The organism is Paenibacillus assamensis DSM 18201 (assembly GCF_000422445.1).
GTDB lineage: Bacteria > Bacillota > Bacilli > Paenibacillales > Paenibacillaceae > Paenibacillus_B > Paenibacillus_B assamensis.
The window spans coordinates 335,737-359,468 of record NZ_AULU01000003.1; the positions used below are offsets into that span (position 1 = coordinate 335,737).

General features: G+C 42.8%; 25 protein-coding genes and 6 tRNA genes. 5 read left to right on the forward strand and 26 right to left on the reverse strand.

Annotation, left to right across the window (positions count from 1 at the left end; all coding sequences use genetic code 11):
* Positions 1-52: 52 nt before the first annotated feature.
* The 3 genes from H580_RS0101290 to H580_RS0101300 all read right to left on the reverse strand — a co-directional run bounded on the left by H580_RS0101290 (position 53) and on the right by H580_RS0101300 (position 2,859).
* A complete protein-coding gene (locus tag H580_RS0101290; RefSeq protein ID WP_028593193.1) occupies positions 53-421 on the reverse strand; it encodes a hypothetical protein in 369 nt (122 codons plus the stop codon).
* A 384-nt stretch (positions 422-805) separates the two neighbouring features.
* Positions 806-2,539, reverse strand: a complete 1,734-nt coding sequence (locus tag H580_RS22915) for a fibronectin type III domain-containing protein (RefSeq protein WP_051217137.1) — start codon at positions 2,537-2,539, stop codon at positions 806-808.
* Positions 2,540-2,775: 236 nt separating this feature from the next.
* Positions 2,776-2,859: transfer RNA gene (locus H580_RS0101300), tRNA-Leu, on the reverse strand.
* 170 nt (positions 2,860-3,029) lie between these two features.
* On the opposite strand from H580_RS0101300, the gene H580_RS22920 reads away from it, so the two are divergent.
* Positions 3,030-3,401: a transposase gene (locus tag H580_RS22920; protein WP_157282627.1), complete on the forward strand. Its 372-nt coding sequence runs from the start codon at positions 3,030-3,032 to the stop codon at positions 3,399-3,401.
* Positions 3,402-3,681: 280 nt separating this feature from the next.
* On the opposite strand, the gene H580_RS0101310 is transcribed toward H580_RS22920, so the two are convergent.
* Positions 3,682-4,236: an NAD(P)H-dependent oxidoreductase gene (locus H580_RS0101310; protein ID WP_028593195.1), complete on the reverse strand. Its 555-nt coding sequence runs from the start codon at positions 4,234-4,236 to the stop codon at positions 3,682-3,684.
* Between the two features lie 279 nt (positions 4,237-4,515).
* Here H580_RS0101310 and H580_RS0101315 point away from each other — a divergent pair, with 279 nt between their 5' ends.
* Positions 4,516-4,866 carry a winged helix-turn-helix transcriptional regulator gene (locus tag H580_RS0101315; protein WP_028593196.1) on the forward strand — a complete coding sequence of 117 codons (351 nt, stop codon included), beginning with the start codon at positions 4,516-4,518 and terminating at the stop codon, positions 4,864-4,866.
* An 808-nt stretch (positions 4,867-5,674) separates the two neighbouring features.
* Here the strand turns inward: H580_RS0101315 and H580_RS0101320 are convergent.
* From H580_RS0101320 to H580_RS0101345, 6 genes are all read right to left on the reverse strand, one after another.
* Positions 5,675-5,760 (reverse strand) — tRNA-Leu (locus H580_RS0101320).
* Between the two features lie 45 nt (positions 5,761-5,805).
* Positions 5,806-5,881: transfer RNA gene (locus H580_RS0101325), tRNA-Lys, on the reverse strand.
* A gap of 12 nt (positions 5,882-5,893) precedes the next feature.
* Positions 5,894-5,968, reverse strand: a tRNA-Glu gene (locus H580_RS0101330).
* Positions 5,969-6,350: 382 nt separating this feature from the next.
* Positions 6,351-6,439 (reverse strand) — tRNA-Ser (locus H580_RS0101335).
* Positions 6,440-6,442: 3 nt separating this feature from the next.
* A tRNA-Asn gene (locus H580_RS0101340) sits at positions 6,443-6,518 on the reverse strand.
* Between the two features lie 24 nt (positions 6,519-6,542).
* Positions 6,543-8,150 (reverse strand): bifunctional metallophosphatase/5'-nucleotidase, encoded by a 1,608-nt coding sequence (locus tag H580_RS0101345; protein ID WP_028593197.1) that lies wholly within the window; start codon positions 8,148-8,150, stop codon positions 6,543-6,545.
* Positions 8,151-8,445: 295 nt separating this feature from the next.
* Between H580_RS0101345 and H580_RS0101350 the strand changes: the two genes are divergently transcribed.
* Positions 8,446-9,402 (forward strand): phosphate/phosphite/phosphonate ABC transporter substrate-binding protein, encoded by a 957-nt coding sequence (locus H580_RS0101350; protein WP_028593198.1) that lies wholly within the window; start codon positions 8,446-8,448, stop codon positions 9,400-9,402.
* A 146-nt stretch (positions 9,403-9,548) separates the two neighbouring features.
* On the opposite strand, the gene phnE (H580_RS0101355) is transcribed toward H580_RS0101350, so the two are convergent.
* The 4 genes from phnE (H580_RS0101355) to H580_RS0101370 all read right to left on the reverse strand — a co-directional run bounded on the left by phnE (H580_RS0101355) (position 9,549) and on the right by H580_RS0101370 (position 13,690).
* Positions 9,549-10,346, reverse strand: a complete 798-nt coding sequence (phnE, locus tag H580_RS0101355; RefSeq protein ID WP_028593199.1) for a phosphonate ABC transporter, permease protein PhnE — start codon at positions 10,344-10,346, stop codon at positions 9,549-9,551.
* The gene (gene phnE / locus H580_RS0101360) at positions 10,343-11,107 is read right to left on the reverse strand and encodes a phosphonate ABC transporter, permease protein PhnE (protein WP_028593200.1); all 765 of its coding nucleotides are present in this window, start codon (positions 11,105-11,107) and stop codon (positions 10,343-10,345) included. Before phnE (H580_RS0101360) ends, phnE (H580_RS0101355) begins: the two co-directional genes overlap by 4 nt.
* A gap of 65 nt (positions 11,108-11,172) precedes the next feature.
* On the reverse strand, positions 11,173-11,949 hold the full coding sequence (phnC, locus tag H580_RS0101365; RefSeq protein ID WP_028593201.1) for a phosphonate ABC transporter ATP-binding protein: 777 nt from the start codon (positions 11,947-11,949) through the stop codon (positions 11,173-11,175).
* Between the two features lie 163 nt (positions 11,950-12,112).
* A complete protein-coding gene (locus H580_RS0101370) occupies positions 12,113-13,690 on the reverse strand; it encodes a DNA-binding protein (RefSeq protein WP_342663172.1) in 1,578 nt (525 codons plus the stop codon).
* Positions 13,691-13,903: 213 nt separating this feature from the next.
* Here H580_RS0101370 and H580_RS0101375 point away from each other — a divergent pair, with 213 nt between their 5' ends.
* Entirely contained in the window at positions 13,904-14,539 is a 636-nt protein-coding gene (locus tag H580_RS0101375; protein ID WP_028593203.1) for a DUF1361 domain-containing protein, read from the forward strand.
* The gene (locus H580_RS0101380) at positions 14,536-14,886 is read left to right on the forward strand and encodes a hypothetical protein (protein ID WP_051217138.1); all 351 of its coding nucleotides are present in this window, start codon (positions 14,536-14,538) and stop codon (positions 14,884-14,886) included. The genes H580_RS0101375 and H580_RS0101380 overlap by 4 nt, the downstream gene beginning before the upstream one ends.
* A gap of 161 nt (positions 14,887-15,047) precedes the next feature.
* Here the strand turns inward: H580_RS0101380 and H580_RS0101385 are convergent, their stop codons facing one another.
* From H580_RS0101385 to H580_RS0101445, 12 genes are all read right to left on the reverse strand, one after another.
* Positions 15,048-15,809, reverse strand: coding sequence for an N-acetylmuramoyl-L-alanine amidase (locus H580_RS0101385; protein WP_028593205.1), 762 nt, complete (start codon positions 15,807-15,809; stop codon positions 15,048-15,050).
* A complete protein-coding gene (locus tag H580_RS0101390; RefSeq protein ID WP_036604279.1) occupies positions 15,802-16,050 on the reverse strand; it encodes a hypothetical protein in 249 nt (82 codons plus the stop codon). The genes H580_RS0101385 and H580_RS0101390 overlap by 8 nt, the downstream gene beginning before the upstream one ends.
* A gap of 3 nt (positions 16,051-16,053) precedes the next feature.
* A complete protein-coding gene (locus tag H580_RS0101395; RefSeq protein WP_028593207.1) occupies positions 16,054-16,308 on the reverse strand; it encodes a hemolysin XhlA family protein in 255 nt (84 codons plus the stop codon).
* Between the two features lie 66 nt (positions 16,309-16,374).
* Positions 16,375-16,785, reverse strand: a complete 411-nt coding sequence (locus H580_RS0101400; RefSeq protein WP_028593208.1) for a hypothetical protein — start codon at positions 16,783-16,785, stop codon at positions 16,375-16,377.
* Between the two features lie 15 nt (positions 16,786-16,800).
* A complete protein-coding gene (locus H580_RS0101405) occupies positions 16,801-17,364 on the reverse strand; it encodes a hypothetical protein (protein WP_028593209.1) in 564 nt (187 codons plus the stop codon).
* Positions 17,365-17,372: 8 nt separating this feature from the next.
* Entirely contained in the window at positions 17,373-18,113 is a 741-nt protein-coding gene (locus H580_RS0101410) for a pyocin knob domain-containing protein (RefSeq protein WP_028593210.1), read from the reverse strand.
* Positions 18,114-18,116: 3 nt separating this feature from the next.
* Positions 18,117-18,734, reverse strand: coding sequence for a putative phage tail protein (locus tag H580_RS0101415; RefSeq protein WP_028593211.1), 618 nt, complete (start codon positions 18,732-18,734; stop codon positions 18,117-18,119).
* 3 nt (positions 18,735-18,737) lie between these two features.
* Entirely contained in the window at positions 18,738-19,694 is a 957-nt protein-coding gene (locus tag H580_RS26330; protein ID WP_028593212.1) for a hyaluronate lyase N-terminal domain-containing protein, read from the reverse strand.
* 14 nt (positions 19,695-19,708) lie between these two features.
* Complete coding sequence (locus tag H580_RS0101425) at positions 19,709-20,731, reverse strand: DUF2793 domain-containing protein (RefSeq protein ID WP_028593213.1); 1,023 nt, start codon at positions 20,729-20,731, stop codon at positions 19,709-19,711.
* Positions 20,732-20,736: 5 nt separating this feature from the next.
* Entirely contained in the window at positions 20,737-21,150 is a 414-nt protein-coding gene (locus H580_RS0101430; RefSeq protein ID WP_028593214.1) for a hypothetical protein, read from the reverse strand.
* Between the two features lie 10 nt (positions 21,151-21,160).
* Positions 21,161-22,663 (reverse strand): hypothetical protein, encoded by a 1,503-nt coding sequence (locus tag H580_RS26565; protein ID WP_245583453.1) that lies wholly within the window; start codon positions 22,661-22,663, stop codon positions 21,161-21,163.
* 1 nt (position 22,664) lies between these two features.
* On the reverse strand, positions 22,665-23,732 hold the full coding sequence (locus H580_RS0101445) for a baseplate J/gp47 family protein (protein ID WP_051217139.1): 1,068 nt from the start codon (positions 23,730-23,732) through the stop codon (positions 22,665-22,667).

Here is a 23,732-nt window from a genome sequence, read left to right on the forward strand (position 1 = left end):
GCCGACTGCCGCATAACTTCTTATGCAAACAGTCGGCGTTTTTTGTTTGATGTTATTTACTCGACTTTGGAGGGGCCACGATAAGAAACGGCTTCCACGCGAGCCCTTTCCCCGTTATTTTCCTACGCAGCTCAGACACTTCCTTCAGCGACGCCTCGCGCTGCTTCTCCAGACCACGAATCGTTGCTGTACTCTGTTCGGTTAGCTCCTTACTAGTACATTTAATCGTAAGAGCGATAGCTTCCTTAGCATCCGCAGAATCATCGGTTACAGCCTTTACCTCGTCTTCATGAAGCTCAGCATACTGCTTCTCCGCTTCTTCTAACGTGCTGTCCCCTCTATTATGTTTCCAAAAAAGACTATGCAGCGTATCTTTATCAAACCCACGCTTTAGTCTCCACATCGGACTATGTAAATTCATCTACCGTATTGTTGAGCTTCCACGCAGAACTGTGTAGTACATCTGGATCAATGTCACGATTGTACTTCCACATTGAGCTATGCAAACGATCACCATCAATCGCTGCGTAATGCCTTTATAACCTGATTATTGTACTGAAAAAACTCTTACTTCGTTCATATTGTGCATGCTTGTCATGACTCTGTTTTTGCACGGGTGTCACGTATTCGAAAGTACTCTCTCCTATGTATCGTCATCCGTTAGATGAAGCTACCTTCACAAAAAGCTAGCTCCTACCGAAGAAGATTATACATTTTCATAAATTTTTAAAAACCCAATAATAATCAAAAAAGTATATAAAGTAGTCATAAGACCGCCTTATATACTTTATTTCACAAGATTATATTAATGTTTTTCTGGTAACGGAGTTGGTTGTGGGTTCTCTGGCTTCTCAATTCCACCCGTACCTGCACCGGACTCATATCCGTTAACTTCAAAGTTATAAATACTGTCAAACTTAATATATTCTTTACGTTTTTTAAATGGTCCACGATTGTTATTATGCTTATCAAATGCAAATGTTGTCTTTCCTTTTCCTTCTGCTCGCGCATCATACCAAGTCAAGAATGCATTTACCTCAGCAATCGATAGATCATATTCTTTTTCCGTACCATTGTCTAGTGTCAACGTCACAATTGCACGATTTCCCATTTCACTATTTCCTGGATTTGGATTCGGTTCTGGCTCTACAACAACCGCTCTTGGTGTTGCGGATGCTTCATTCGAGTTTGCACTTTCACCTGCTGCACCAATCGCAGAAACAACATAATAATACGTCGTTCCATTTACAAGACCTTTGTCTGTATAGCTTGTTTTCGTTCCATCTACCGTTGCTATCTTCGTATATGGACCACCTGCTGTTGTGGCACGTTTCACATTGTAGCTTGTTGCATCTATTACAGCATTCCAGTTCAAAGTTACCTGTGCATCTCCCGCTATGGCAACAAGATTTGATGGTACTTCAGTTGGCGGCAGTTCACTCTTATCAAAAACGTTCCATTCTGTAACCCTCGGCCTCGTACCAGCTTTACTTGGCTTCAATACAACAGTAGAAACATTTTTTAAAGACGTAGGCAAAGTTTGCATACTGTCCATATTTATAACCTTATATGTATCAATCCAATTATTCTGTGCATCATAAAAATCTATATTGACTTCACCGAAGCTATGAACAATAACAGATGTTATTTCCTTAGGTGTGTCAAATGTATACCATGCCACATCAGCTATATGTCCCATTGTTGAAATATTGTTATCTGTTAAATCTCTAGTTGTCGAGGTAGCATTTCCAACCACTTTACCCATCTGAATAATTTTGGTATCTAACAGACCATTAGTATACTTAGTAGAAGCTACCTCTAATGATACCTCAGGAGAATACACACTTTCTCCGAACTCATTTACTGAAGTTACAACGTAATGATACGTTTTATTATTTATTACAGCCTTATCCGTATATGTTGTACTCGTCACATTTGAAGCGATTACCTGATAGGGTCCACCTACAGAAGTCGAACGATACACATTGTAGGACTGTGCCCGGACATCCGCCCAGTCCAATATCACAATCTCATTACCACTTTGTTTTCGTTCAATTGTAGTAGCCAATGGCGCAACTGAAGGTATAGCAAACACATTAAATTCATAAACCACCTCAGTTGTTATATTCGTGAATTTAGGTTTTAATACTACTGTTGATACATTATGTACTTTATTGGGTAACGACTGTAGCCCGTCCATTTTTGAAGCCGAGTAACTTGATAATAGATTGCCAGTTGCATCCCAAAACTCTACATCGTATTCATAACGAACCCCTTTAATAGCGACAGCACTTATCTCTTGAGGAGATGAAAAAGAATACCATGCAATACTTTGCCGATCTATAGCACCATGTGTTTCTGGTTTATTATCTGTCATAAGTGTAGTTGTTGACGTCGCAGTTCCAACCGTCTTACCTATACTGATAGTTGCCCCGTCTAACAATCCACCTGTATATTTACTCTGTGCATGCGCCGGAGTAGCTTGTATTACCGTTAACAATAGCATGAACAACAACATGGTTCCAAATAACTTTCTCACTTTTCTTCCTCCCGTGACATTTATTGTTTTAATGTTCATTCATTCATGTTTTACACAAATCAATTTCACAACGTTTTTAATCGTACAATACTATTAATGCAATGTCTAAACATTTTTTTAAAAATATGGGAATTAATTGACTTTACTTAAATTTTTTTTCACCCTATTTATACGGATATATGTATATACCACAAAAACCTTTTGCAGATACAAAAGGTTTTTAAGCTTATTTATAGTGCAGTCACGAGGACTCGAACCTCCACGCCCTTGTGGGCACTAGAGCCTGAATCTAGCGCGTCTGCCAATCCCGCCATGGCTGCGAATACAAAATTCAAATAATTATACCACGCCTGTTAATTAACCAATAATATACAAAAAAATATATAGGAAAAAGGCCGCATTTGAACAATGGGACGGCTTTCGTGATAGTGCAGATCTCGCCACTTTAAGTGGACTTTGACCCGCCAACTATTCAACGTTTTTGAAGAAGATGTTCCCTTTCAATTGTTTAAACAATTACTCGACCACCGTTACTGTAGGGAAAAGCCGCTTGTCTTGGGCTCCTTTCCATGGGGAGCGTGCAGGTATCAAACTGCATGCTGCTTATCGGGCAAGCAATGGCCAACTATGGAATGTCGTCAAAACGACTGCCTCTAACCACGATGGTCCTGTTGGCGAACAGCTTGCGGATATAGCGTTTATTCTTGTCCAAGATCGAGCCTATGGAAAGATTGAGCGCATCGATCACTATCTTTTAGAAGTTCAGCCTTTTGTTATTCGTTTGAAAGACAATATTCATTTACATAACTCACGTACGTTCCTTACGGAGACAAGACATAGAGAATTCCCCGATCACACCTGATATCAAATGTCAGTTGAGTACGAAGCAGTGTCGTTCTCCTTGGCGCCATCGCGTCGTCATGTTTCAATATGGAAATGGACGCCAAATTCGCGTAGTGACCGATTTGCTTCATGTATCAGCTGAACATATTGCAGCAATGTATAAAGCGCGTTGGCAGGTTCCAGGAAAGTAGCCTCACAAGCTTTGCTTTTTCCTCGACGGGAGACTACCGTATAAAGTTCGCAGTGACCAAAGTATACCAGCTTCACACTATATCTCTAGCTTCCATAAACACCTTCTGTTATGCTGTCACCTTTTCGCCAGACTGAACAATTTCCACAATGTATTTCACATAATCAATAGCACTTTGCTCAATTTGCTCATCTGTCAGATGATACTCCGCTCCATACACCGTAAAGATAGGGAGGAAGTTCATCCCTGTGTATCTGCATGTTGCTTGAAACGGTATCGTAATCTCATTAATCGTGAACGGAATATCTCCATCTTTTCCAAAATCCGATTCTTTGCCCCCTAATGAAATGGCAAGTCCCAACTTTCTATTACGGAGCTTATCCCCTGTCGAACCATACGCCCAACTGTACGTAAATACTTCATCTAACCACTGTTTTAATAGTGGTGGAGAGCTATACCAATACAATGGGAACTGGAGGACGATATTATCATGTGCTTCAATAAGCTTCTGCTCCCGTTCCACATCGATTTTTCCATCTGGGTACGTGCTGTACAGCTCATGAACCGTCACCAATTCGGAATGCTTGCGCAGTTCTGCTGCCCATCTTTTATTAATGCGAGAAGTCTCTATGTTAGGATGAGTTACAATAACGAGTGTTTTCATGTATATCTTCTCCTCTTCACTTGGTTTAAGCATGAAATGGATTAACATATTCCATTCACGCTTCCGTAGTGATATTATGTGCTACACATAGCAAGTTGTTAAGTACGCACTTCAAAGTGCCATACTTACTTAGAAGTATGGTAGGTACTTTTAAGTACCTATCGAAAAGATAGCATGTTTCATACAAAGCTAAGTAACAAAGTTAACGAAGAAGACCCTTATTACATAACAGCACTCCCCAAGCTTGAGGAAATGTTATAATTCATTGGAGGTCAGCTCATGAAAACCTATAATTTCGCAGTTGAAGCTACGCTTGACGTTATCGGAGGCAAGTGGAAAATTGTCATCCTTTGTATTCTTGTGAGCGGAACCAAACGCACAAGTGAACTAAAAAAATTAATTCCCGAGATCACCCAAAAAATGCTCACCCAGCAGCTACGCGAGCTAGAAGCAGACAACATTATTGCTCGCACCATTTATAATCAGGTCCCACCGAAAGTAGAGTATTCCTTAACGGATTATGGACGATCATTATCCAATGTTCTTGATTTAATGTGCTATTGGGGAGATGTGCATATTAATCATCTACGAAGCAATGGCGAGGAAATTTCGGTATTGTATGAGGAATGATGATTCCAAACTTTTAATGAACACGGCACAAAAAAAGTTCCTACTTACACATAGTAAGATAGGAACTTTTCATTTATTACCTATTCACATAACTATCGGTTAGCCGATCCACATTTTTCCCAAGTAGAAATCCTATTATACTTGCACTATAGACGAATATAAAACCAACCATAGTGAACAAAATATCCGCTGGCATGTCAATAAAATATCGTAAACCATATAAAGGACCAGCAAATAATAACGTAACAGGGATAAATACGATACTTAGTTTTGCATAATAACTACATGCAAATAATAAAGCTGCTATTCCCCAATATAATGAGGTCAACTTTACAAACCGCATTCCTTTTCGAGACATGAAGAAAGCATGAAGCAACCAATAAAAGATAAACAAAGAAGAACATAGAGCCTGCGAGAAGCTAGGTAAGTACCCTTTTAGATAAGAATCAAATTTATAACGCTACAAATTACTGAAATAATTACGATCAACACAATCTGCTTAAAGTTACTTTTCATGATATCCACCTTTACATCACAGCAAAAGTAAGTTTTTAAATTTAGTTATGAAATAAATGTATGTTCTAGAAGTAGTGGAAGATTAGTATTCAAAACACTTAAGGGCTTAGGAGCGGAAATACAAAAGGAAGGAAAAAGGTGCTGGTGAATGTTATCTATATCGTCTAAGCATCATAGTGCCCATTTTTTCGAATAATTAGAAATGCCCTATACTCTAGTTTAATCGATAGGAATTGCCTTAATAAAACAAAAAAAGCCTTTCAAAGTAGAAGACTTATTACTAAAGTAATTATGGTGCGGTAGAGAGGACTCGAACCTCCACGAGCGTACGCCCACTACCCCCTCAAGATAGCGTGTCTGCCATTCCACCACTACCGCACATTTATAATAAAGTGTCCACATCTCACCAGTCTGAAATAAAACTGGTGAGCCATGTAGGACTCGAACCTACGACACCCTGATTAAAAGTCAGGTGCTCTACCAACTGAGCTAATGGCTCTTGCAAGAAAAATGGTGACCCGTAGGGGATTCGAACCCCTGTTACCTCCGTGAAAGGGAGGTGTCTTAACCCCTTGACCAACGGGCCTTGTTCACTTCAAGTTACTGCGTCGCTCATCAGCGACAAGTAATACTATATCAGAAACAAACAAGATTGACAACCCTTTTTTTTAAATCCTTTTTTAACCAATAACAACTAGGCAAAACATCAACTCTTTTTGTAGTATGCACATGATATAAAATGCTATACAAACGCTCAGTATTAACTATGTAGGGCACTCCGCCACGACAACTACCCTTCAGCCTTTAGAAAGGAAAAAAGGACTGGAGATGATCTCCAATCCTTTTGAATGTTGACCTATGCCGCCATAGGTCGAAATTTCATAATAATAAAACAAAAAACAAAAAAACAAGGCCTTAAAACGCAAAAAATCCCTCTCGGGATCTGCGAACGAATGTATAAAGTTAAATGGCGGAGAAAGGGGGATTCGAACCCCCGCGGCTGTTACACCCTAACGCTTTAGCAAAGCGCCCCCTTCGGCCTCTTGGGTATCTCTCCATATGGCTCCCCGAACAGGACTCGAACCTGTGACAACTCGATTAACAGTCGAGTGCTCTACCAACTGAGCTATCAGGGAAAGACATGAGTAAATATATCATGCCTAGTCTATTGTGTCAACCCTCTTATTCACAACACGCCAGTTGTGGTTTACTCCACCTTCAATAGTACCGCGCTCCATAATGTAAGAAACGATAAGCTCAGCCATTTCTGTCGGAATATCTTTTACAATTGGCTTGCCTGCGAACATGGGATATGAACCTCCACCACCAGCACGATAGTTGTTCATTGCTACATCATAATGAGCTTTCATCTGGACGGGAGAACCCTCCACCTCTAGAAACGTAACCCGCTGCCCTTCAGGCCTGGATATATCCAACTCATACTCGATGCCTTCCCACATATCATAATTGTAATGTTGAGGCTTCGGATATAAAAAGGAATCGTTTACCGTTATCTCCCCTTCATCAGTTAATTTGAAATAGCGTGCAGACTGCTCAAGAGCATCTTTCATATCTTGACCCGTAATGCGTATCACCCGCAGCGTATTTGGATAAATGTAATTGGAGACAACTTCACGCATTGTAATATTTGTAGAGAAACCAGGTGAACGATTATCAAATAAAGAGGTGCACGAAATACGCGTCCCACCATAGTGCATTTGAACCGTATGAATAAACTCAATTAAAGGATGTTCCTCGATACGCGCTTGCATCGCATCCAAAATTCGCATATCGCCATTCAACTTACCAATCGGCTTATCGAGCCAGCGCTGTGTTTTCACTTCGTACGGTCGCATCAGTTCAATGATATCAAGATCTGCGCAAACACCTTCAGCGCTAAGCAGTTCGACCCGCTTATTTACGACTCGCCACCCCACAGAACTATGCTCCAGCTCCAGATCAATTTGAGCCAAATAGCTTCCCTGCATACCAGGTTGAACAACAGATACACCATGCACTTCTGCCGCTAAATTGCGATGTTGGTGACCTGTTATCAATACATCGATGCCTTTAATCTGCTCACATAATTGAAAGCCTTGATTTTCCCCTGTGTCTTCCTCTGTCCATTCACCTGTTACAATATCCCGCTCAAATCCTCCATGATAAGCAGCAACTACAACGTCCACCTGCTCTTGTTCACGCAAATGCCTAACCCACTGCTGCGCTGTTGCTACCGCATCTTTGAACTCCAATCCTTCTATATGAGAAGGAAGTTCCCAATGCGGCACATATTGTGTAGTTAATCCAACAATACCAACGCGTACGTTGTTTGCAAACGTCTTTACGATATAAGGAGGCCCGAAAGACGGCCGATTATCCTGCGTATTTACGATATTAGCAGATAGCCACGGGAATTTGGATTGTTTCACAACATCTCTCAACACATCTAAGCCATAGTTAAACTCATGATTACCAAGCACACCTGCATCATACTGCAATGTGTTCATACATTTTACTAGCGGATGTATAGCATCACGTTCCATCCTCGTATGTATGTAAGATAACGGCGTCCCCTGTATTAAATCTCCATTATCGATAAGTACCGTATTTGAATTTGAACTGCGAACGCCATGAATAAGAGTTGCCAACTTGGCAAGTCCAGATTGTTGTAAAGAATGATCTCCATAACTCCAAGGCATTACTGCTCCGTGTAAATCACTCGTTGCAAGTATCGTTACTTTGCATGAGTTCTGTTCGTTCTTCATCATAAATTCGCTCCTAGTCGAAGGAAATTTTTCAGTCAACCCATCCATTTCATTCGAATATTTTCAGCTTAAAGCACATCTAATAGAACGATAGCAACGATTGTTATATCCGTCTAGAGAACTAGTTCATTTTTAACACACCTTGCACTTTTTTTTACAATTCGCTCGCAAAGTTAATCTATTCCTGCATTACATTTAACAAATCTGATCCATTCGTTATATTTACACTATGCTTCACTTCTATTGCCTACTACATTTGTTAACCGAAGCTATGCCAAAATGACTAGGAGGTTGTCTTATGTTTAAGAAAACAGCCATTACAGTTATGACCCTTATTCTTGGATTAAGCTTGCTTACTGCTTGCAGCAACAGTTCCACATCCCCCAACTCCTCCAATCCATCTAAGGACACGGAGCAGACGAAAGCGTATGTACCAACTGAACTAAAAGTACAATTTGTACCTTCTCAAAATGCGGAAACTTTAGAAGCAAAGGCAAAACCGTTAGAAAAACTGTTACGCGACCAACTTGGCATTCCCGTTAAAGTAAGCGTATCCACGAACTATAATACGATTATCGAGGCATTGGCTTCGAAACAAGTGGACATCGGATTTTTACCGCCTAATGCCTACGTCCTTGCTCATGACACTAAGAAAACCGCTGATATTCTGCTGCAAGCGCAGCGTTTTGGTGTGGAAGATGCAACAGGTGCCAATACGGCCGAGCTAGTGGACTACTACAAAGCAATGATTGTCGTAAAGAAAGACTCTCCTATTCAAAAATTAGAAGACTTAAAAGGCAAGAAAATCGCTTGGCAGGACGTCACATCTTCAGCAGGATATGTATGGCCAGCTTATGAAATGAAAAAGGCAGGAGTCGATCCTGACGCTGATGTTACAGGCATAACGGTCAAAGGCCATGACAAAGCTTTGCTCGCTGTGTTGAATGGCGATGTGGATGCCGCAGCGGTCTTCCAAGATGCCCGTAATATTATTATTAAAGACATCCCTGATATTATGCAAACCACTCGTGTCGTTGCCTTCACCTCCCCTATTCCAAATGATACGATCTCTGTTCGAAATGATATGAGCGAAGAGTGGCGCACCAAAATACAAGATGCCTTTATTGCGATCGGTAAAGATCCCGCAGGGCAGCAAATCATTTCAGACGTATATTCACACAAAGGCTATATTAAATCTGACGACTCGAAATTCAATATTGTTCGTGATGTAGCAAAAGAAGTTGGATTAAAGTAATGAAGATGTCACGCCCATTTACAGCGGGTGCCGGATTTATAGTATAAATAAGACAAAAAGAAGCCTCCATTTCCGCTAATTCAGCAGCGATTTGGGGCTTCTTTACGTACTATTTTACAGAAATCTATTGCTAAGCATTGAGATGGCTATACGATCTTTCGCCGCACATAATTTGAAATCATATCAACGACACTTACCGTTATGATGATACCTAGCAAAATAATGCCCACCCGTGACCAATTGCGGCTATCCAAGGCGAAAATTAAAGGTGTACCAATGCCTCCCGCACCAATAATACCAAGTATCGTAGCTGAACGCACATTGATTTCAAATCGATACAATGTATACGACATAAATTCAGGCAGCACTTGTGGAATCACCGCGTACCACATTACTTGCAGACGATTGGCACCACATGCAAGCAGGGCTTCAGCTGGGCCACGGTCTATTTTCTCAATCGCTTCTGCATACAGCTTGCCCAGCATACCGATCGAGTGCAGACCGAGCGCAAGAATACCAGCATAAGCGCCTGGACCAACCGCCTTAATAAACATAATCGCCATTACAATCTCAGGAAACGTGCGGATAAAGCTCAGTATGAACTTGCCTATGCCGCTAGACCATTTCCAACGATTCATATTGGTCGAGGCCCAAAAGGCAAACGGTATGCACAGAAATGCTGAAATGAAAGTACCGAGCAATGCAATTGCTAGCGTATCGATCATGCCACGCAACAAGTCTTCACCATCTGCCAAGTAGACATAATCCCAATCTGGACTAATCATCCCCTGTAAAATAGCCACTGTAACCGTGCCTGCATTTTCCCGGATTCCCGAAAATTCTATGCCCGTGAATGACCATACGTACAAACTCACAATAACAACCGCAACTAACCACCAACGAATACGCAGCCATGGACGCCGAATCAATGGATTGTTTTTCATAGCAGTTTCTCCTGTATGCGATAGCTAATATAGTCGATCACCAACACAATCACGAGTGTCAATAAAATGATCATACACGCCCGGTCATACCGCAGTTGATCCAGCACTCGCGTCAGCAGCAAGCCTATGCCGCCCGCTCCTACTAGTCCAAGCACGCCAGCCGCACGTACATTAACCTCGAATGTATAGAGCAAATAACTGATGAACTGCGCGGTCACTTGCGGTATAACGCCGAATCTAATCCATTGGAGCTTGTTGGCACCAACGGCCGTCATCGCCTCAAGCGGACCTGGATCAATCGCTTCAATGGATTCATACAGTAATTTGGAGATCAATCCAAAAGAAAAGAGAATCAAAGCGGCCACCCCCGCTACAGCTCCCAAACCAAAAATAGCGACAAATATAGCAGCAAACAACAAATCAGGAATAGTGCGTATAAGATTAAGCAGCAATCTTGCCGGAATATAGAGCCATTTGCTCCTCGTTACATTTCCCGATGCCAGCAGTGCTATCGGTACAGCCAGCATGGCACCAATTGTAGTACCAAGCACAGCCATCTGAACTGTCTCCATCATAGGAGCCCAAATTGTCGTTACATAACTCCAATCAGGCGGAAACATTTCGACGAGCAACTTGCCCATCTCCGGCGCACCCGTCACGAGCTGTGTCACTGTCGCATCTGTACGCTCTGCACTTAGCCAGAGCAGAACAATAATGAAAGCAGCCGTCATAATAGACTTCGTGTGAGATGGCTTTACCATGGACGACGTCCGTTCATTTCCACCTCGTCCCTTATTCGTTGACGGCGGTGTTACGCTTATCGGACTCATAAAGCTTCACCCCCGATGCTTGCCGCCTCCTCACGCAGCGAACGACCATAGATGTGCGTAAACCGCTCCTCAGTCGCTTCACCGACAGGGCCATCAAACACAATTTCACCTGCGCGCAAGCCAATAATTCTCGTAGCATATTGCCGAGCCAGATCGATATCGTGCAAATTAACGACCATCGTAATGCCTAGCTCTAGATTAATTCGGCGCAAGTCATCCATCACTTGCCGCGTTGTCAATGGGTCAAGCGAGGCGACTGGCTCATCGGCTAGAATAATCTTTGCTTCCTGCGCTAACGCTCTCGCGATAGACACTCGCTGCTGCTGGCCTCCTGACAGCTGATCAGCCCGTATGTAAGCCTTCTCCTGAATGTTGACTCGCGCTAACGCATTCAATGCCAGCTGGACATCTTCCTTCGGAAATAATCCAAGTAACGTACGGATCGTAGAATGATAGCCTACCCTTCCCGACAGCACGTTTCGTATAACCGAAGAACGCTTAACAAGATTGAAGCTTTGAAAAATCATACCGATACCGCGCCGCATATGACGCAGTTCTTCTCCACGCGCAAGTGTCATCGACTTGCCGTCAACGATAATTTCGCCAGCAGTAATTTCATGCAGTCGATTAATCGAACGCAGCAGCGTCGACTTCCCCGCACCAGACAAGCCAACAATTACGACAAATTCACCACTATGTATGGTAAAATCCACTTCCTGCAAGCCAACTGTTCCATTTGAGTAAAGCTTAGAGACGCGACGAAATTCAATCATCTTGCACGCTCCCTCTGAACATTTTCAAAAATAAAAAGAAGCAAGCCCTATCACGCAGACTGGATGCAAACACTGTGCAAACTGTATACTTGGAGGGACTCGCTTCTTTAAATTAATGGTTGATGCAGCTATTTAATGCCATTTGATGCATGCTATTATCAAATTAAGGCGTAACCGTAATCGAATGAGTCACTACATTTGATTTACCTGAGCGCAAACGAATGGATGCTGCGCCTGTTTTAGTAGGCTCTGTTCGAACCGTAATTGTTTTGCAGCCATTGCCAAGGCCATCTGTCTGAAGTGAAACGGCCTGATAGCCATAAGTCGTTGGCCATGTACCATCTGCATTTTGAATTTGTCCAATCTGCTGACCTCCAGCTACATAAATACCTAGCTGTAAATCCAGCGTTGTATTCGGAGCAGCTTTACTTACTTTTACACAAACACTGAACGGTTGCCCTGCCTTTATTGTTGCTGGATATTCTAATGTGTAAGCTGGGTTAACAGGACCTGGTCCTGGGCCAGGATTGGTCGAACCTGTGTAGCCAAATGACCCTGGCTTGAAGGAGGACTGATCCCACCACTTGTATCCAGTGGCTGGTACTGCCCACGGTTCAGGCTTCGGTTCTGTACTTTGTTGAGGAATTTCATAGTTATGCAGAGCTGTCGGCTGGTCTAATTGCAAGCCAGGTACTTGCGTGAAGTTCGTATACGCTTCGTCGTGGGACAGCCAATTGACAACGTTAACGAGTAATTTCGCGTCATCGACTTCTTTAAAGCCGTCATAGGTCTTTTTCGTTTGACCGTTCTCTTCACGTAAGTATTTAGGTGTAATATCTTCTACAGGTGAAGAATCACCAATAAATGCCGCCTTACCTTTTGTTACTTTAGAAATCGCAACATATGGACCTTCTGCAACACCGCCGCCGTTATAAATACCAGCATCTACAGCATGCGGCCATTTGTCAGTCGTTTGCGGAAGATACACAATTCCTTTGGCAATTGTAGGATTCGTAACAGCCAATGTGGAGCCTGCATGCATCGCTACGCCTTGCACGCCTTCTGTGATGCCAAATGATTGCTCTTTCGGCACAATGATATTAGCTGTTACGTTGCCAATGGAATTATAGCGAAAGCGGACACCGAAGTTGTCAGCAAGCCAGTCAGAACTGCTCACGTTCTGCATCGCAACAGACCCTGCCTCATCTGCACTCATTCCTTTAGCTGGGTTTTCCCACGCGCCACGACGGTAGCCGTTGAACACTTCGGAAGAGTCCCATCTATTTTTGTTGCGATCTGCATTGTAGTGGTCGCTAATAAAAAATATGCTGCCACCTTCTTGAACATACTTCAGTAATGCTGCTTGTTCGGAAGTTTTGTAAGGGTTGTTTGCTTCAGGAATAACGAATACATCATAAGGTTGAAGATTTTCGAAGGTAATCGGTGTGGATTGGCGAAGCTCTTTCACGTAGTAACCTGAGCTTGCTAAGGCTTGGGCAAAATCAGAAAATGCACCATCGATGACCCAATCAGCTGCCCCTGCTGTTTGGCCGTGTGTGTTGTCAAACAGTACTTTCTTGCCGTTTGCCGTTCCGACGGGATTAATAATCGGTGCTGGATCGAGCGGCCCCTCCGCCGAGGCTGTCCTTGCATCACTTGCCCATACAGTAGTAAATAGGGAGAAGGTTAGTGATAAAGCGAGGAATGACTTGAACCATTTTGAAGTTATTTTTTTGACCAAAAACAACACCTCCAAGTGGATAAATAAGGTTCTTCCTTCTTAAATGTAATGGATATTTAAATGTTGTCAATATCAACGGCTACCAGCTCTTACAATAATGTAAAGGACACACTGAAATGTTATCGATATATTAACCATAGTTTGATTAATAGAGTAGAACAGCTTACTATTTGTCAGTATTATTATAATATTACAAGTAAAGGAGATAACCTTATGCACATTCGTTCGAAAGCACGACTTGGCTTTTTCTTATACATAGGAATGCTGCTCTATTTTGACACGGCTTATTCGTTTATGATATTCAATCTGTTTCTTGCTTTTGCAGCACTAGAGCTTTCCTATTTACTACCTTTATTCAAAATAAAATCGAAGAGAGAAATACCTATCAGTTTTCTTTTCTATCTCATTTTCATTCTTATGTCGCCAAACGTTTTCTATGTCGTCACCGATCTTATTCATTTAAAAAGATTTGATTTTAACTACCGTCAAGGGATCGTTGTGATGGAGTGGTGGAACTTTTTTGTATTAGTGAGCGGTGTGTTGCTTGCCATCTGCTTCTATGTTCTAATGACAGACCAGGTCCGTCGTTTACTGCAATCCTTTCAATTGAGAGCAAGCACGGTCACGTTCGGGATGTGCGTATTTCTACTGCTCACTAGCTTTGGTATTTTCATTGGCCGGTTTTTGCGCTTTCACTCGATCCACTTGTTTACAGAGCCATGGTCCTTAATTGAGCGTGTTTGGAACTCCCTAGATCGAAATGCACTATTATTTATTTTCTGGATGACCGTGTTGCAAGCTATTATCGTGTGGATGTTCGGGCGCAATGAGAAAAGAGGTGGGGAATGATGACCGTAGAATATAAGGCGGGACTCATCCTTAATGATGCCTATAGCGGAGAAGACTTCCTAATACTATTTTTCTGCCTCTGTGCTGCCATACTCCTCTCCCAACTTTATATTGCACGATATATGTATCAACAAGAACAGTCTTGGTGGTGGGCTCTCGTAGGCGGGCTGCTGCCATTCGGACTAAATATTTATCTCTATCAAATTTTCAAATTTGAAAAACAGATTGGATATAACTTCGACCACGTACCGCCACAGCAGCGTAGAAGTTGGCGAGTGATGTATACGTTGGCATTGTCGCAATTTATGCTGATGTTCGTCTTAATTGGCTGGCTTACATCCCCATGACCGAAGCGAAGTGACAATTGTTGCTACTTCAGAGTGAGGCTCAAGTATGCTAAAGCAGCTTACTTGAGCCTTTTCTGTATTTACATAGCTAGCAAGAGGTAAACAGTATTTGCACGTATGCTAATATGCTAAAGCTAGCTTTCTGGCTATTGGAAAGTTAACTATTTTGTTAATACGGACACTTTGTCGCCATCCCATACGACCTGCGCACCAAGCTGTTCGGCAAGGCTTCTGACAGGTGCATACGTGACGCCATCAATTTCAATTCCGCTCTTCACAGGCTTGCCATTGACGTTAATTTTAATCGGTTTATGTGAGCTTGCGGGCTTGTCCTGTTGTTTCTGAGGCTGCTTATTGCTTGTCGTAGTCAGTTTTAAATAGGCAGCTACACCTTCTACATGTCCTTCAATCAATGCCTCCAGCACAGCATCTTGCTTCAGCTTACCTGCATCCGATACGACATCAACAAATAGATTCTCGGTCAATACAGCTGGCATATTCGATTCACGGCACATATGCAGATCGCCGCGTTTTTGCCCACGATCATTGATACCTAGCGGCTTTAAGCGCTTCATAATCTCCGTATGCACGGCATGTTGAAAATTAGATGTAGCCGACTGTCCTTTACCAATTCCGTTAAAAATAAAGGATTCAAAGCCACCCGCTCCACCACCTGCATTACAATGAATGGAAATAAGCAAATCAGCCTTAGCCGCATTCGCTTTATTGGTGCGGTCAGATAATGCCACATACACATCATTGGACCGGATAAGCATACAGCGCACTCCCTCGTATCGAGCTTCCAATCTACGAGCCGCCTCGTTCGCAATATGCAGGGCAATATCCTTTTCCTTTATACCATTTGCTACCGCCCCAGGGTCTTTCCCCCCATGACCAGCATCCCATGCAATTAACTTAGCCATTACTATCACTGCCTCCCTTCTTCTTGGAAAATTGATAAGCTCCTGTAGCTGACAATCCTACTACCGAAATCAAAATCAACTTCTGCTGAATGGACTCTGGCACTAAAATAAAAACAGCTGCCACGAAGACAGCTGCTACATGTGTCCATTTATCTTTCAAACCGAAGCCACGGGCTACACCAACGTATGCCGCAACGAGCGCGGCAAGCGCCATAATATCATTTGACATCGTGATGTCCATTCGTTACACCTTCCCGTCCAGTACGAGTCGTACAAGCGCCAAAATAACGGCACCAATTACGGTTGTGCTCAGCCAAAAGATCGTTCGATCAATGCGATCAATTCGGTAATGCGCGGACCTCACCGATTGCGACGCTTCCAAGCCAATATTTTTCGCCTCTAGCGCCGTATCATAAACGTCATGCATCGAGTCCAATTTCGTCTCAACACGCACGATCCGTTCACGAATTTCTGCTAGCATTTGTGTTTGTGGGTCCATATATGATTTCCTCCTGACTACTCACGCCAAATAAAAAAAGACCAATCGTGTTCGACTGATCTTCACCTACATCGGTTGTAATTTTTGAAGCTGCTTCTCTGAATACGTGAGCTGCGCTAATCCGATTACGTAAATATCTTTATATGCAGCTGGTGCCTCAGGAGTTTCAGGAGATACTAGCTCAATATCGATAGAACGCTTAGTCTGTACCGTGTAGTCTGCATACTCAAATCGTTCTACCGTTGGTTGTGCATTTGTTTGCTGTTTCCCATCCTCAGTTCGAGGCAATTTCGTTTGTTCAACCGTTATACGAGATGTATCGCCCATTATTGTAATTAAATCTTCAAGCTTTTTCACCACGTTGGCATCAAAATGGAACGTAAGCACATCACGTTCTGCGCCTTTCACAAGTTCCTTTCCACCAATTATTCGAATCACCGGCAGTTCCAATCCATTTTTCATTTTAATAATTGTCATAAGATCAATCCTTTCTTAGCCTATAGGATAAATTTTCTTTCCATTCACAGTAACACCGTAAATTTTAAACCAAGATGTAATTTGCCAAGTTGAAAAAAAGTTCATTATTACGAGCATTGAGTTGCTTTGCCCAGTAAACACAGACTTTTTTCTTGAAAATGTCTGTGTTTCAGCGTGTATGTGTGTACCAGTATGATTAATTACAAGAGCATCATTTCTAGGATACTGACCTTTTAACAATTCCCAATCAAGCTCCACCGTGCAATTATGCGGAAGATTGATTATCTTCCAACCTGCCTGAGTCGGATAGTAATCACCATTTGTATAACCGGATATTTCGGTGTACAAAAAGCTACCGTGATTCTCGATTCTTCTTGTACCATAGAGATTAGTAGGATTAACGATATACTCTGAAAAATAATTACTAAAAGCATTGCGCTTATATGCGGACCGCCAAACTCCACCAACATTGTCAGATACCACTTTCGTTGGTCTCCAAATTCCTCCTACATTGTCATATATGTCTTTCGTAGATCGCCATGTACCGCCGACATTATCATAGATAGGAATATCGTTCACCTTCCTTCTTACTCATATTGATGCCAGACATCTCCATCAGCCCCACCTGAAGGACCTCCGGTAGATCTATGAATATTTCGAATATTAGGTCGATTATAACTTGTTAATATTTCAGACCAAGGCGACCAGCCATTATAATAGTTGCGTGTAAATATCCTGAGCATATGCGCTTCAGTTGCATAAGTCGTAAACACCTGGTTGATACCCGCATGTCTACTCACCTTTAAATGGAAGGAAAGATGTAAAGGGACGTTCGGCATAGTAGCTGCGTCATCATTAAGCGGATTGTAATATTCCCCTTCATGCACAATATTGTTTAAATCAGTACTTCGAGGTAAAAAAATAGCTTTTTTCACCTCAGCAAAAGACTGCCAATTCCCCGAACTATCTTTGTATTGAACCGATTGACCGGCTAGCCGCATTGCGGCAATATTGTTAGAATAGAACTCTAATCCGCCGTCTCCTGTCCAATGCAGCCCTGTATCACTGTCACCAATCGGGAGTGTTAATGCTGATGTTCCACCATAGGTGGCTGTTTTCCCTACCCAAACTTGACCAGTAACAGCTAATGCTCCACTAATCTCTCCCCCTGTACGTGGAAGACTTGCATTTTTCGCATTCGTTTCTGCCAGATTTGCTCTTTTAATGACTTCTGAATCTAAGATATCCATATTCCCATTAATATCAGCAATATCAACAATATCAGTGTTATCTGGCTTTTTTAGCTTTAGATTACCTGTTAACTGCATAGTTTACCCTCCTTCATATACTCGTAGATCTCCCCATGTTTTCGCTTTGGCTTGTCCCCAAGTCAGCGTCTTAAGCGATTCCCACCATGTATAGGTGTACTTAAATTCATAACCAAGATGAGCCGGCTTAATATCCTCCAGCACTTGTATGAGCCCCGCCATGTTTGTTGGTATGCCTTTTACACCTACAAAGTGCACTTCAAACTTATATTCTCCAGGCAGTTCTTTGACATCAACATCACCCCCAGAAAAAGCTGACGCTGTGCGCTGAATCATTTGCGGCGTTGTCGTACCAGATCCGAGCATTTTCGCTTTAATCATTTCCCGGCGTCGGATATAAGATTTGGTCGAATCTGTGGTCAAACCTAACTCGAACTCCCAGTTGTGCAATCCCCATGTAGCTGTTTCAAGAAAGGATTGTTCCATGTTTTCTACCATCGAGGTTTTTAAACTTTTCAGTTCAGTCCCCAATGTCGATTGTAGCTCTTCCATTTCACGAACGCCTCTATAATACTCAGGTAAGTAATGCATTAAATGTACTGATTCAACCTGCTCAGGCCGATCAATGATTGGATTCCCCGAATATAGAAACGTTCCATATAACGATTCACCATAGCCCATCGATTATTCCCCCTTTAACTGCCCCCAAGTAACTATATTCCGGGCAGTTAGCTCGAACTGGGTAGCGCTAGCCAGATACCATTCTAAATTAGCGTTTGTGCTAGGCGCGGGTGATCCTACTACATAGATGTGACCTCCGTCATGAAATGTGCCTGAGTCTCCACACATAGTGACTCTAATATAGGTCTCCCATTTTCCAGTACCTTGATTGTTAGATAATAAGAAATCTTTTGAATTGTTACCTAAATTGTTAGATAGTACTTGTAAGGAATATCCGACGGGAAGCTTTGCTCTAAACAAATTAACAAAGACTGCATTCGCCTTAGATTGTATGGTTTGAACAAAACCGCCCAAACCTGGTGTCGTTGTGCTGCCATTGTGTACGATTTTAAGCACAAATTTTGAATTATTCGGTGCATCATTCATAGCAACTCTAGTAATAACAACACCGTCTCCACCCGAATTGTTGTACGCGCCTACACTGTTCGTTCCCAATTTAAAGTCTTCATCTAAATAAAGCTGCTTACCGTGACGCAAAGCGTACCACATCGGATCGATCGATCCGTTTGCAACCGTTTCAGCACTTACATTAATAGATATAGCATCCAGCTTCGATTTATCCCCAGTGGACATCAAACCTGCGGAAGACGAAGTCGCGGGAGAGTATGTTGTGTCAGTAAATTTAGCATTTGCAGGGACAGCGCTCAAAACCGTCAAATTGTTCACTTTACTTGCATTATCAGCCTGCGAAGCATAATCAACTTTACCGTCGTTGTTCGTATCGTAAATACTTTTGAGCATATCACCAGAACTTTGGGAAGCAATGAGTAGTTCGTTCCCCGTATCTGTTCCGATATACAACTTACTAGTGTCAGTGCAATAACCCAGTTCCCCGACTGACAACGTCCCCATCTCGCGTTCTAACCCTCGTCGAATTTGGATAAGTGATTTTCTAGGCATCCGATCACCCCCCTCTAGAACGTTCCACCATCAACGACAGAAATCGTTAAGCGATTGCCATTTGCCGCGTCATACACGATGCTGCTTCCATCAATGTTAGCCTCGATGCCTGTACCATTGACCACAATCCCTTTACCTGCTTTGGCAGAAACACCAGTTGCCGCTACTGTAATTCCATTGCCAGCCCCTACAGCCAGCGAAATTACATCCGCTTGCCCACCACCAGTAAGACCATTTCCGGCAGTTACCGTTTGCAGGGCTCCACCCGTGCGAACCCATGCCGAACCGTTCCAAGAATATATTTTTTGCTCATCGTCTACGTAAGCTGTCCACCCTACAACAGGATTGTAAAATGTCCACACCCCTGCTTGAAATTCCGCAATATGATTGGTCTTATTGAGCCATGTCCCCGTGGCACCTGCAGGAACAATATAACGATCCCCTGCAGCAGGACTTGCTGGTGGAGCTGTCAAATTGAGATCTTTCACAGACGCCTGTGGTTCAATATTCCGTTTCGCGAGTTCAATTTCGTTACGAATCTTTTGAGCGGACCACAAATCTGTATTCGCTGCACCCGCGTCATTAATAACCCGGTGCTTCACTGCATCATCAATATGAGTTTTAATTTCGGCAGCTGTCTTCGTATTTGTCCCGTCAGACACTTTATTGACATGTCCATTCGTTACATTTGTTTTTAATACTTTAGCGTAAGTTATCCCATCAGATATATCGTCGATGGACCCAGTAAGATCTGTAAGCTTTTGAGCATTCACTCTTTTCCATGCTGTTCCATCATCAAAGTAAAGATAACCGAGATTAGTTCCAGTGGTTATGTAATATAACCGTCCAACAGATGCAGCAACTGGACGTGATGCCTCAGAGCCTGATAAAGCGCGACCAACCATAGAGTTAGTCGTTCCATCACCAATATATACTTCTTTCGTATCTGTACAGAAGCCCATTTCACCAGCTTTTAACGCCCCGTAGGTCAGGAGCTCGGCTCTTGTACCCCTCTTAACTTGAATCGTTTGTGCCATATGCTTTACACCCCTTTCTTAAATGTACCTCCATCAATTAAACCATCTGCCTTATAACGTTCTATTTCCGTTTGCGTCGCTGTTATCGCTTGCTGCAGAAAATTCACATCATCTGCTTCTACCGTATCTCCTGGCGTCTCATAAGTCACATACACCTCTGGCACACTAGCAAACACCTTTATATGCCGCTGCCATGGCGCATCATCAGGAATCGAAACAACAAAGTTACTCACTTCGTCACCTGTAAAACGCGAGCCTGTAAACACACGAATTGTCGGAACCGCGATGTTGTCGTGAGCAAGTAAGCCATCATAGACACCTTTAGTAAGAAGTATTTTCTCTTCTACTACGTACACGGTGCCATCTGTTTTTTTATTTAATTTTTCCGGGAAATGATCAATTGTCGTTGGATACGCCATACCACACCCCCTAAATTTTCGCTAATAGCACGACTACCTTCGTAAACCCTGCTGGTACGCCTAAATACAGCCCATAATCGTTATAAATCGCATCATAATTCAAAATCGGCCTCATCTTACCGTCCGTTGCGACACCCTTAATACTGAGAATATAACTGTTGTCTTTTGTCCAGCTCGCATCAGGAAAGAACACATCTGCTGCGTTTTTCTCGTTTAGTGTGACATTTATCGCAATGGAGCGGGGTACATCAAGACCTTTAAGCTTCATCCTACCCTGCATGTCAAGCTCTAAAATATCTTCTATATTTTCAATATGATGTGCCTTATTTGGTGGAATGTGCTTCCATACAATTTTTGTGTTCTTCAGGTCAGCTCGATTCGACCAAGGATTAAATGTTGGACCTTGATCATAGTAGTTTATAGGTGCTTGCATACCAAAGAAGAAACCACTATCACTGTCTACATCCTTATTCCATATCCCATGCTGTGTGTTCCAGCACGTTCCGTTATAACTAAACACATATTCCTGCACAGGCCTGTTCGGAACAGAACTTCCCCCAACGAATTTACCTAGTGATACCCGACAAAATGGATACGTCCCGGAACCATCAATCTCGAAACCAGAACCTCCAATCGTCATTCCTCCGTAGGCGTCACACATAAAATGGTTGACCCAGCCTAGCATAATTCCGTATTCTTTCCAGGTTCCATCAGGTTGCAGCGCTCCAATATCTTCACCCGTTTGTTCCCGCATTGGATCTCCGACAGCATAAGCCTTTCTGCCGTTTGCCTTCCATAAGTTCATACCCTGATTAATAAAGTCCCCGATATTTTCCTCACCTGGATAGGTACCGCCCGCTTGCATCTGCCAACCAAAGCTGAAATTGTCTACATCAATTCGTTTAAATCGTTTCGTTTCGTGATCGTATCTTGCATTAATTAATAGCCAATACTCAATCACGTCAACACCATTACGATTCATATGAATAGTCGCTTCATTAAAATATCGATCATTTAAAATGACACCACTATCTAATCGACTCACAATTTCTTTCGCTTTCGTTAACGCAGCTTGCTTCGCAGACTCCACTTCCACATCTACATAGACTTTGTCAGCTTTTTTTAGAAGTGACGTGTCATTTACTTTCTTGTATCGCTCTACTTCCGATTGCGTTGCCATAATCGAGTTCTGAATCTCATTGACATCATCGGCTTCAATCGTGTCACCTGACGTCTCATAAGTCACATATACATGGGGTGAGTTAGAGAACACTTGGATGTTGCTCCGCCATGGCATATCAGCAGGACTTGATAGATTATAATTACGAACTTCCTGACCTGAGAAATGAGGACCCGTGTAGATCTTTATCGTCCAATTGATAATGTTGTCATGTCTTAGCTGCCCCTCGTATTTGCCGTTTGTAATGGGGAGAGTTTCTTCCACCATATGTGTTCGACCGTTAGGTTTTTTATTTAACTTTTCCGAAAATTTATCGATGAAATTAGGATACATCCTACTGCACCCCCAAATCGATCGCACCTGCTATAGGCACTTCATCGTCCGCTAATGCTATATTTCCTGTACCCCCATTTAGAAGCAAGCTAGAGTAATCAACAATCCCTTCGGTACCTAATAACAAAGCACCGATAACCGCCTGACTAATGTAGCTGGATTCGAACACTGCTTCCTTGCGCCATTTTTCAAAACGCGCGCTAAATGCTTGAATCGCACTTTGAAGACTATGACCCGCTGCTAGTTTAATCACAGCTTTGATGTTTATCGTCTTCGCACGACCCGAAGCGACCGTAACTTCAGCCCCAATGGGAGCCTGACCTTCGCCTCGCCCCTTTACAGGATCGATATGATCCTGCACTTGCTGTACCAGTGAACTTGTAGCTGGAAGCTTGTCCGAATCGACAATGACTACCTTCACCGTCTTAGGTCCGTTCCACAAGGGGAATACTTTTGCATGACCTACCCCGGGAATTTGTAGCGCCCACTCCATATAGTGATGCTTGTTGCCGCTCGTCGCTGGCCGTCTAGCTGAAGCAAAATAGCGTGCACGCAGCTCCTCATCTGACTCTTCCTCAACACCAGGCACGAGCAATTCTGTCAGCTCAGCACGAGCTAAGTTAGCGACATAATCGATAGGCAGCAGCATTCCAAAATGTTGATTTCCTCGCTCACCTGCTATCTCAGCTTCCATACGAAAGTTGCCAAGTAATAGCCGTTCCGCAACACGGTAGGTCACGTCATCGATCGCATACCTTCCACCAATCGGTACATCCATCATTTTGTTCGCAGCATCATAAAAAACACTCTTCAGCTGCGCCTTCGTTGCACCCTTTCTAATCAATCCGGACCAAGCAATTGCCCGATCCAAATAAACACCTGTCGCCGTATCTGCAAATTTCAAATCTAATTGCTGTTCAAGCTCAATATACATTTGCGCCAATTCAGCTACCGCTGGTGCTAGGGCATCGTAAATGATCGAGCCTTCACGTTTGTCAATTCCATCCGGTACGCGACTTAAGCTGCGCTCCAAAATACGTTCATACGTCATATCTGCATAATATGTCAT